The sequence below is a fragment of the Actinosynnema sp. NPDC049800 genome, assembly GCF_040656635.1.
GTDB lineage: Bacteria > Actinomycetota > Actinomycetes > Mycobacteriales > Pseudonocardiaceae > Actinosynnema.
This window is the reverse complement of sequence record NZ_JBFAMT010000002.1, coordinates 503890-513988: the sequence shown is the minus strand read 5'-3', so window position 1 is coordinate 513988 and position 10099 is coordinate 503890. Positions and strand designations below refer to the sequence as shown.

General features: G+C 71.1%; 8 protein-coding genes. 4 read left to right on the top strand and 4 right to left on the bottom strand.

The window, feature by feature from the left end; translation table 11 throughout:
- Positions 1-137: 137 nt before the first annotated feature.
- Both AB0I91_RS05250 and AB0I91_RS05245 read right to left on the bottom strand, forming a co-directional pair.
- Positions 138-2615, bottom strand: coding sequence for a transglycosylase domain-containing protein (locus AB0I91_RS05250; protein ID WP_499635326.1), 2478 nt, complete (start codon positions 2613-2615; stop codon positions 138-140).
- A gap of 448 nt (positions 2616-3063) precedes the next feature.
- On the bottom strand, positions 3064-3468 hold the full coding sequence (locus AB0I91_RS05245; RefSeq protein WP_498771492.1) for a DUF5318 domain-containing protein: 405 nt from the start codon (positions 3466-3468) through the stop codon (positions 3064-3066).
- Positions 3469-3635: 167 nt separating this feature from the next.
- On the opposite strand from AB0I91_RS05245, the gene AB0I91_RS05240 reads away from it, so the two are divergent.
- Positions 3636-4181, top strand: a complete 546-nt coding sequence (locus AB0I91_RS05240) for a PadR family transcriptional regulator (protein WP_498771494.1) — start codon at positions 3636-3638, stop codon at positions 4179-4181.
- Positions 4182-4222: 41 nt separating this feature from the next.
- Positions 4223-5314, top strand: a complete 1092-nt coding sequence (locus AB0I91_RS05235; RefSeq protein ID WP_498771496.1) for an inositol-3-phosphate synthase — start codon at positions 4223-4225, stop codon at positions 5312-5314.
- A 51-nt stretch (positions 5315-5365) separates the two neighbouring features.
- Here AB0I91_RS05235 and AB0I91_RS05230 read toward each other — a convergent pair whose 3' ends face one another.
- Positions 5366-6094 carry an SDR family NAD(P)-dependent oxidoreductase gene (locus AB0I91_RS05230; RefSeq protein ID WP_498771498.1) on the bottom strand — a complete coding sequence of 243 codons (729 nt, stop codon included), beginning with the start codon at positions 6092-6094 and terminating at the stop codon, positions 5366-5368.
- A 10-nt stretch (positions 6095-6104) separates the two neighbouring features.
- Positions 6105-6746, bottom strand: a complete 642-nt coding sequence (locus AB0I91_RS05225; protein WP_498771962.1) for an HAD family hydrolase — start codon at positions 6744-6746, stop codon at positions 6105-6107.
- A 65-nt stretch (positions 6747-6811) separates the two neighbouring features.
- On the opposite strand from AB0I91_RS05225, the gene AB0I91_RS05220 reads away from it, so the two are divergent.
- Both AB0I91_RS05220 and AB0I91_RS05215 read left to right on the top strand, forming a co-directional pair.
- Positions 6812-7972: an MFS transporter gene (locus tag AB0I91_RS05220; protein WP_499635324.1), complete on the top strand. Its 1161-nt coding sequence runs from the start codon at positions 6812-6814 to the stop codon at positions 7970-7972.
- Between the two features lie 62 nt (positions 7973-8034).
- Positions 8035-10050: a PhoX family protein gene (locus AB0I91_RS05215; RefSeq protein WP_498771502.1), complete on the top strand. Its 2016-nt coding sequence runs from the start codon at positions 8035-8037 to the stop codon at positions 10048-10050.
- The last annotated feature ends 49 nt before the right edge of the window (positions 10051-10099 follow it).

Here is a 10099-nt window from a genome sequence, read left to right as displayed (position 1 = left end):
CCACCCTCTTCCCCCCCCCCCCCCACTCCCCACCTCCTATCCGCGCCCCCGGTGGTGTGTTCGGTTAAAATCCCGGTCAAGCAACCGGGGGGGTCCGGCCGTCCGGCCGAACCCCTCCTGGTCTGCGGATATGCAGGTCAACCCGTTGGTCGAACACCGCCGCCGATCGGATCGGGTCCGTTCTCCGGCGTCGTCGTGGAGGTGGTGGGCGGGCAGGCCAGGCCCACGCACGGACGGGTCGAGGTCGTCGGCTTGGTGGTCGTCGGCTTGGTCGAGGTCGGGTCGGTCGTCGTCGACCGGTTGTCCTCGTCCCGCTTCTGCGTGGTCGTCGTGGTGGTCGTCGTGGTGGTCGGCTTCGGGTCGTCGAACTGGTTCAACTTCCTCGGCTTCGGGAACGGCTCCGCCGGCGTCCCCTCCAAGGCCCGGTCCATGAACCTCTTCCAGATCTGACCGGGCAGGCCACTACCGAAGATCGGCCGGTTCTGCGCGTCCTTCAACGCCACGCTGCCCGCGGGGTTGCCGATCCACACCGACGCCGACAGCGTCGGCGTGTAGCCGACCATCCACGCCTTCGAGTTCTGCGTGGCGTCGTTGGGGAGCTCGTGCGTGCCGGTCTTGCCGGCGCACTCACGGCCCGCGCACGCGAGACCGGTCGACGGCTTCACGACGGGCTTGAGCGCCTCGGTGACGTTGTCGGCGATGTCCTGGTTCTTCTGCGGGTCCGGGTCGAACGCCAGCCGGGACTCGTCGACGTGCTGGTAGACGGCCTTGCCCTCGGTGTTGGCGATCTTCGAGATGAAGAACGGCTCGTGGTACGTGCCGCGCGCGGCGAACGTGGCGTACGCCGACGCCATGTCGAACGGCCGGACCTGCGCCTCGCCGCCACCGAGCGCGATACCCGCGTTCGGCGCGCCGCCGGTCTCCTTGTTGACCAGCAGCTTCTCCTCGCCGTTGCCGACGTCCACGACCCTGGGAATGCCTGCGGCGTACGCCGCGTCGGCGACCGGCTGGGTGCCGATCTCCAGCACCATCTCGTAGAACACCGTGTTGAGCGACAGCTCCATCGCCTTGCGGATGGGACACTTCTCGCCGCAGCTGTTGTTCCGGTCCGACGCGTTGCGGATCACGATGGGGTCGCCGCCGAGGTTGAAGGTCTTCGGCGAGCGGCCGTCATAGGTCGAGCCGAGGCCCTTGCCCGCCTTCAGCGCCGCCACCAGGTCGAACGGCTTGAACGAGGAGCCCGCCTCCTGGATCGTGCCGCGTGCGAAGTCCTGGCCGACGCCGTCCTCGCCCGCGTAGTACGCCCTCACCGCGCCCGTCTGCGGGTCGATCGCGGTGAGGGAGGACCTCAGCTCCTTCGGCTGCGGGCCCATGATGTCGCGCACCGCCTCCTCGGCCGCCAACTGCTTCGGCGGGTCGATGGTGGTGTGCACGGTGACGCCGACCGACTGGGACTTCTTGACGTCCCACCCGACCTTGTCCATCTCCTCGATGACCTGGTTGCGGATGTGCAGGCGCGGGCCCGCCAGGCCGGAGTCGTCGGTCTGCGGCACCGGCTCCGGGAACGGCTCGGACTGGCGGTAGGACGGCTCGATCCACTTGTACTCGAGCAGCTGGTCCATCACGTAGTTCCAGCGCTCCAGCGCGTACGCGGGCTGCTCGGACCGGCTCGGGTTCTGGACCATGCCGGCCAGCAGGGCGGCCTGCGAGTAGGTGAGGTTCTTCAGGTCGTCGTGACCGAAGTACGCCTTCGCCGCCGTCTTGATGCCGTAGGCGCCCTTGCCGAAGTAGATCGTGTTCAAGTACGCGGTCAGGATGTCTTTCTTGTCCTGCTGCTGCGACATCTTGTACGCGGTGACCGCCTCGGTGAACTTGCGGCTCAGCGTCATGTCGCTCTGGTCGGTGGCTTCTTTGACGTACTGCTGCGTGAGGCCGGAGCCACCGCTCTGCTCGCCCTTGAGCTGGTAGTAGGCCGCGCGGGCGATGGCCTTCAGGTCGAAGCCGACGTTCGTCTCGAACGTCGGGTCCTCCGCCGCGAACAGGGCGTGCTTGATCGAATCCGGCAGGTCCTCGTACTTGACCATGGTGCGGTTCGCCTCGCCGGGGGCGTACTTCGTCATCACGGAGCCGTCGGCGTAGAGGATCGTGATCGCCTTGCCCTGTTCGGCCGCGAGGGCCTCCGGGTTCGGGACCTCGACCACCTGGTAGGCGATGGCGAACGCCACGACGGGCGCCAGCAGCATGAGCCCGAAGGCCACGTAGGCGGTGCGGCGCACGCGGCGCCAGACCTTCTTGCGACGCACGGCGCGGGCCTCCTCCTCGGTCAGCTCCTCGTCGTACTCGTCGTCGTAGAACGGCTCGAGCTCGACCTCGTCCTCGCGGTGCGTGAGGAGCTCAGGTTCGCGCGGCGTGGTCTGGTACACCGGCGGCAGCAGGTCCGTCGGCTCCTCGCCGGGACGCCGCGGCGGACCGCCCGGACCGGCGGGACCGCCGGGTCTGCGCGGACCGCCCGGACCGCCGACCGGTGGCCGGCCGCCGGGCGGCACGGGTCCGCGCAGGCCGCCGGGAGGCGTGTTCGGGCGCTGGCCGGGGCCGCCGGGGCCGCTGCCCGCCACGCCGGGACCGGTCGGGGGGCCGCCGGGCCTGCCGCCGGGGCCGGGTGCGCCGGGACCGGCCGGTCGCCGTGGCGGCGGGCCGCCGCGGGGAATCCCGCCGGGCGGCGTCCCTCCCGCCGGCGGGACGCCCGCGCCGGGCGGCGGGCCGGGGCGGGAGAACCCGCCCGGCGGGGTGCCGTGCCGAGGGCCGGGGCCGTCCATCGGAGCGCGCGCGAAACCACCTGGCGGGGTGTTCGGACGCTCCGGCTGATCCCCGGCGCCGTGGCGCGGTGCGTGCCCGCCGCCGTCCGGGTCCTCCCCGGTCGGCCACTGCGGCTCCGCGCCACGATGCCTGTCGTCATGCTGGTCGTTCACGAAATGGCCTCCCAGACCGGCGTGCCGTTGCACGCGGTTCGGTGGTCGTACGCCGCTGCTCCTCGCCGGAGCGGCGCCCGCGGTCGGAGCAGGTTCACTCCGCCGCGGTCCTCCTGCGCGGCTTGCCTGAGTTCAAGCCACGCGTTCCCAGGACGTATGACTGCACCAGGTGGTTCCAACTACATGTGCGGCAAACTTCGACCACGTACACGGTGAACTCCTCGAAGAGGGTCGCCATGCGGGCCAGCTCGTCGGTGGTGCGCGCGGATCCGGCCGCGTGCTTGAGCTCGTCGCCGTAGACCCAGGACACGTGGGTGAGCGGTTCCTTGCGGCACACCGGGCAGGTCACATCGCTCGGTCGGCCGTGGAACTTCGCAGCTCGCAGCAGGTACGGGCTGGCGTCGCAGACCTCCATCGTGCCCACTCGGCCCGCGTAGACCTCCGCCAGCAGCGCGCGGCGCTGCAAGGCGTAGTCCACGACCTGGCGTTGGGTCGACACGACGACCAGAGTACGTGCCGCCCCAACCGCGTCGATGGGCCGTTCAGGGCAGTGGGCCGAAGGTAGGGGTCGCTGTGTGCCACGTGACACCGCGTCGGCGTGCGCGGATGTATCGCACCGATATACTGAGCACACCCATCGGCGCTCACCCGAGCGAGGAGGTGCGCGTGCTGGAGTTCGCGGTGCTCGGCCTGCTGCACGAGGCGCCCATGCACGGCTACGAGCTGCGCAAACGGCTCCACGAGCTGCTGGGTGCGTTCCGCGCGTTCTCCTACGGGACGCTGTACCCCACGTTGCGAAAGCTGCAACGTGGCGGCCTCATCGTCGAGGAAGTGCCCGAGGAGGACTCGGCCCGCTGGGGCCGTCGGGCGCGCAAGGTCTACAAGCTCACCGCGGAGGGCAAGGAGAGGTTCGCCGAACTGCTGGTCAACGCCGGACCCCAGACGTGGGACGACGACTCGTTCGGCGTGCACCTGGCCTTCTTCTCCCGGACCCCGGCCGAGATCAGGATGCGCATCCTCGAAGGCCGCCGGCGTCGCGTCGAGGAACGCCGCGAGGGGCTGCGCACCTCGTTATCGGCTACCAGCGAGCGCATCGACCGGTACACCCGGGAGCTGCACCGGCTCGGGCTGGAGAGCACCGAGCGCGAAGTGCGGTGGTTGAACGAGCTGATCGCCCATGAACAGGCCGAACAGCGCGAGCGGGACCAATAACCCCCCGAATACGAGCACGGAAGAACTAAGGAGGACTCGGCATGGGCGACAACCGCCGCACCGTTCGAGTGGCCATTGTCGGGGTCGGCAACTGCGCGGCGTCGCTGGTGCAGGGCGTCCACTACTACCGCGATGCCGACCCGAGCACCCGCGTGCCCGGTCTGATGCACGTCCGGTTCGGCGACTACCACGTGCGCGACATCGAGTTCGTCGCCGCGTTCGACGTGGACGCCAAGAAGGTCGGCTCGGACCTGTCCGAGGCCATCGGGGCGAGCGAGAACAACACGATCAAGATCGCCGACGTGCCGCCGCTGGGCGTCACCGTGCAGCGCGGTCACACCCTCGACGGGCTCGGCCGGTTCTACCGGGAGACCATCGAGGAGTCCGACGAGCAGCCGGTCGACGTGGCGCAGGCGCTGCGCGACGCATCGGTGGACGTGCTCGTGTCCTACCTGCCGGTGGGCTCGGAGGAGGCGGACCGCTTCTACGCGCAGGCCGCCATCGACGCCGGCGTGGCGTTCGTCAACGCGCTGCCGGTGTTCATCGCCTCCGACCCGGAGTGGGCGGAGAAGTTCCGCGCGGCCGGCGTGCCGATCGTCGGCGACGACATCAAGTCGCAGGTCGGCGCCACCATCACGCACCGCGTGCTGGCCAAGCTGTTCGAGGACCGCGGCGTCCAGCTCGACCGGACGATGCAGCTCAACGTGGGCGGGAACATGGACTTCCTGAACATGAAGGAGCTGGAGCGGCTGGAGTCAAAGAAGGTCTCCAAGACGCAGGCGGTGACCTCGCAGGTCGACCGCGACCTGGGCAAGCGCAACGTCCACATCGGCCCGTCGGACTACGTGGCGTGGCTGGACGACCGCAAGTGGGCCTACGTGCGGCTGGAGGGCCGGGCGTTCGGCGACGTGCCGCTGAACCTGGAGTACAAGCTCGAGGTGTGGGACTCGCCGAACTCGGCGGGCATCATCATCGACGCGGTGCGCGCCGCCAAGATCGCGTTGGACCGGGGGATCGGCGGCCCGATCCTGTCGGCGTCGTCCTACTTCATGAAGTCCCCGCCCGTGCAGTACTCGGACTCCGAGGCGCACGAGGCGGTCGAGGCGTTCATCCGCGGCGACGTCGAGCGCTGAGTCCTCTCGCGACGGACCCCCTGCACCGGGTGCAGGGGGTCTTCTCACACGTCAGCGCTTGGACAACCGCAACGACTGCCACGACCCGTCGGCCGTCCAACCGCCGTCCACGGGCAGCGCGACGCCGTTGATGAAACCGCTCCGGCCCGGGTCGGCCAGGAAGGCGACGGCCTGCGCGATGTCGTCGGGCGCCGCGAACCGGCCCATCGGCACGTGGTCGGTGATGTCGGCGTCGTCGTAGTGCCCGCCGGCCTGCGACTCGACGTCCATCTCGGTCTTCACCCAGCCCGGGCACACCGCGTTGACCCGGACACCGCGCCCGCCCCACTCCACGGCGAGCGTGCGCGTCATGCCGATCAGCCCGTGCTTGGTGGTGTTGTAGGCGGCCCGGTCGGCGACGCCGCGCAACCCGGCCACGGACGCGATGTTCACCACCGCGCCCCGCCCGCGCGCCAGCATCACCCGGCCCAACGCCTGCGTCAGCAGGAACGGCCCGGTCAGGTTGACCGCCACCATCCGCTCCCACAGCTCCAGGGACGTGTCCTCGAACGGCACGATCCCCGCGATCCCGGCGTTGTTGACCAGCACGTCGACCCGGTCGCCGACCCGCTCGACCACCCTGGCCACGTCGGCCGGCGACGACACGTCGCCCACCACGCCGCCGTCGGTCTCGGTGAGGTCGAACCCGACCACCTCGTACCCGTCCTCGCGCAGCACCTCGGCCACCCGCAGCCCGATCCCCTGCGCCGCCCCGGTGACCACCGCAACTCGTCGCTCCATGGTGGGCACGCTAGGGCGTCGACAGGGCGCCGGGCAGGTCCGACAGCCGCCGCAGCACGGTGACCTGCGCCAACACCGCCGGATCGGGCGGGAAGTGCTCGTTCGGGACGGCGTAGACGGTCATGCCGGCGGACAGGGCCGCGCGCAGGCCGTTGGTCGAGTCCTCCACCGCCGCGCTGCGGGTCGGGTCGACGCCCAGCTTCGACGTGGCCAGGAGGTAGACGTCCGGCGCCGGCTTGCCCGCGCCCGCCTGCTCGCTGGAGAGGGCCACCGGGACGACGTCGGTCAGGTCGGTCGCGGCGAGGAACGACTTGATCAGCACCGGCGGCGACGAGCTGGCGATGGCGACCGGGTAGCGCGACGCCACCTCGCGCACGACGTCCACCGCGCCCGGCAGCACGGGCGGGCCCTCGGCGTAGCGCTCGGCCATCTCGCCGATCACGCCCGCCGCCGCCTCCGCCGGTGTCAGCCGCACGCCGACCTCGGTCACCAGGTAGGTCGCCCACTCGGGCGTGCTCATGCCCTGCATCGCCCTGGTCGCCGCCGGTTGCCACGTGCCACCGTGCCGGGCGGCGAAGGCCTGGCGCACCTCGTCCCACATCCGCTCGGAGTCCACCAGCACGCCGTCGAGGTCGAACACCACCGCATCCACACCCATGACCGTAGTGTGAGCGCACTTACTTATCTAGCCTAACCATAATTGGTTAGGCTAGCTAAGTGAAATTCCTCGACCAACCCCGTCAGGTGTGGGTCACGGCGTTCGCCGCGGTGATCGCGTTCATGGGCATCGGGCTCGTCGACCCGATCCTGCTGTCGATCGCCGAGGGCCTGCGCGCCACACCGTCGCAGGTCACCCTGCTCTTCTCCTCCTACCTGGGCGTCCAGGTCGTCGCCATGCTCTTCACCGGCGTCGCGTCGGCCCGCTTCGGCGCGAAGCGCACGCTCGTCGGCGGCCTCGCCCTGATCGTGGCGGCCACGACGCTGTGCGCACTCGCGGGCGACATCGGCCAGCTCGTCGGCCTGCGCGCCGTCTGGGGCCTGGGCAACGCGTTCTTCATCGCCACCGCGCTGTCGGTGATCGTCGGCGCGGCCACCGGCGGCCGGAAGGGCGCGATCCTGCTCTACGAAGCCGCGCTCGGCCTCGGCCTGTCCGTCGGGCCGCTGCTCGGCGCCCTGCTCGGCAGCTTCTCGTGGCGCGGCCCGTTAATCGGCACCGCCGTGCTGATGGCCGTCGCCCTCGTGCTGTGCGCGGTCTTCCTCGCCGACGACGAGTCGCGGCAACCGATCCGGCTCCTCGACCCGCTGCGCGCCCTGCGCCACCCCGACCTGCTGCGCACGGCGCTCGGCTCCGCCCTCTACACGGCCGCGTTCTTCGCCGTGCTGGCCTGGTCGCCGTTCGTCCTCGGCTGGGGCGCGGTGCGGATCGGGCTGGTCTTCTTCGGCTGGGGCGCGTGCGTCGCGGTGGCGGGGGTCTGGCTCGCGCCACGCCTGGCCGACCGCTTCGGCGACCGCCGCACGACCGTCGCCGCGGTGCTCGCGTTCGCGGTGCTGATGCTGGTCATGGCCGTGCCGAGCAAGCCGCTCCTGGTGGTCGCGGTGATCGTCAGCGGCGTGGTCTCGGGCGTGCTCAACACCCTGTTCACGAGCACGGCGATGAGCGTCAGCCCGGCGCCGCGCCAGGTGGCGAGCGCGGGCTACAACTTCCTGCGCTGGTTCGGCGGCGCGCTGGCCGCGACGTTCGTCGGCCACCTCGCCCACCCGTTCGTGGTCGCCGCCGCGTGCTGCGCCCTCGCGGCCGGCCTGCTCGCCCTCGGTCGCACGTCCGAGCGCGCCGTGCCGACCGAAGCGATTCTCGTCGGCGAGGACTTGGTGGGTTAACAACAGGTGAACGCCGGCCTACTGTCAGTTGGTCCCGTACTGACCGTAGGAGGCGCGTCGTGGTGCGACACCTTCCCCTGCTGGCCAACCACTCCGCCGGCCGCGCGGCCGTCACCTGCGAGTACCGCTGCGGCGACGCGTGCTTCCACGACGTGCCGAACACCTCGGGCAACCCGTCCTTCGACGACCTGGTCGACCGCCGCACGGCCATCAAAGCGGCGCTGGTCGTCGCCGCGGTCGGCGGTGGCGCGGCGGCCGGGACGGGCACAGCGGCGGCCGGCACGGACAGCGCGGCGGCCGGATCGCGTCCGCTCGGCCTGGACTTCGAACCCGTCGCGCCGAACGCGCTGGACGCCGTCGTCGTCCCCGAGGGCTACCGCCAGGAAGTCGTGATCCGCTGGGGCGACCCGCTCTTCCCCGACGCGCCGGAGTTCGACTTCGACCGCCAGACCGCCGCCGCGCAGGCCCGCCAGTTCGGGTTCAACTGCGACTTCGCCGCGCTGCTGCCGCTGGACCCGACGGGACGGGCGAACCTGCTCGTCACCAACCACGAGTACACCGGCGAGCCGTTCATGTTCCGCGGCTACGACGCCGAGAACCCCACCCGCGAGCAGGTCGAGATCGCGTGGGCGGCGCACGGCCTGTCCGTCGTGCAGGTCCACCAGTCCCGCGACGGCCGGCTGAGCACGCGGTTCTCCCGCTACAACCGCCGCATCACGGCCACGACGCCGTTCCGGCTCACCGGTCCGGCGGCGGGCTCGGAGTACCTCAAGACCTCCGCCGACCCGACCGGCACGCTGGTGCTCGGCACGCTGAACAACTGCGCCGGCGGCGTCACGCCGTGGGGCACGATCCTGTCCGGTGAGGAGAACTTCAACCAGTACTTCGGCAACGCCGACGCGCTGGCCGACCCGCGCCTGACCCGCTACGGCATCACCGGCACGGCCACCACCCGCAAGTGGGAGCGGTTCGACCGGCGCTTCGACCTGGCGCGGGAGCCCAACGAGGCCAACCGGTTCGGCTACGTCGTCGAGATCGACCCGCTCGACCCCGACTCCACGCCGGTCAAGCACACCGCGCTCGGCCGCTTCAAGCACGAGTGCGCGAACGTCCGCATCGCGGGCGACGGCCGGGTGGTCGCCTACTCCGGCGACGACGAGCGGTTCGAGTACGTCTACAAGTTCGTCTCCACCGGCAAGGTGCGCCGCGGCGACGGCAAAGCCGCCCGCCGGCACAACATGACCCTCCTCGACGACGGCACGCTCTACGTCGCCCGCTTCACCGGCGACAGCCCGCCCGCCGAGATCGACGGCTCCGGCAGGCTGCCCTCCGACGGCCGGTTCGACGGCCGCGGCGAGTGGATCCCGCTGGTCAGCGGCACGCGGTCGTTCGTGCCGGGCATGACCGCCGAAGAGGTCTACGTCTTCACCCGGCTCGCCGCGGACAAGGTCGGCGCGACCAGGATGGACCGTCCCGAGGACATCCAGACCCACCCGCGCACCGGTGTCGTCTACCTCGCCCTGAGCAACAACGTCGACCGCGGCAAGGAGGGCAAGGAGGGCGCGACCGAGCCGAACCCGCGCGTGGCCAACAAGCACGGCCAGGTGCTGGAACTCGCCGAGCGCGGCGGCGACGCCCTCGCGCTCACCTTCACGTGGAACCTGATGCTGGTCTGCGGCGACCCGGCCTCGCCCGACACCTACTTCGCGGGCTACGACAAGACCCGGGTCTCCCCGGTCTCCAGCCCCGACAACGTGGCGTTCGACCGGCACGGCAACCTGTGGATCTCCAGCGACTCGGGCGGCGCGCTCAACGGCTACAACGACGGCCTGTACGCCGTGCCGGTGTCCGGGCCGCACCGCGGGCGGCTCCAGGCGTTCCTCACCGTGCCGCGCGGCGCGGAGACGTGCGGGCCGGTGATCGGCGAACGCGTGGTCACGGTGTGCGTGCAGCACCCCGGCGAGGTGGACGGCGCCAGTGCGGACAACCCGGTCTCGCACTGGCCGGACGGCGGCGACTCGCAACCGCGCTCCGCGGTCGTCGCGGTCTGGCGGGACCACCACCGCATCGGTGAGTGACCGCCCGGCGACACCCCGTGTGAGCTGGCGGTTCCGGCTCGTCGACGCC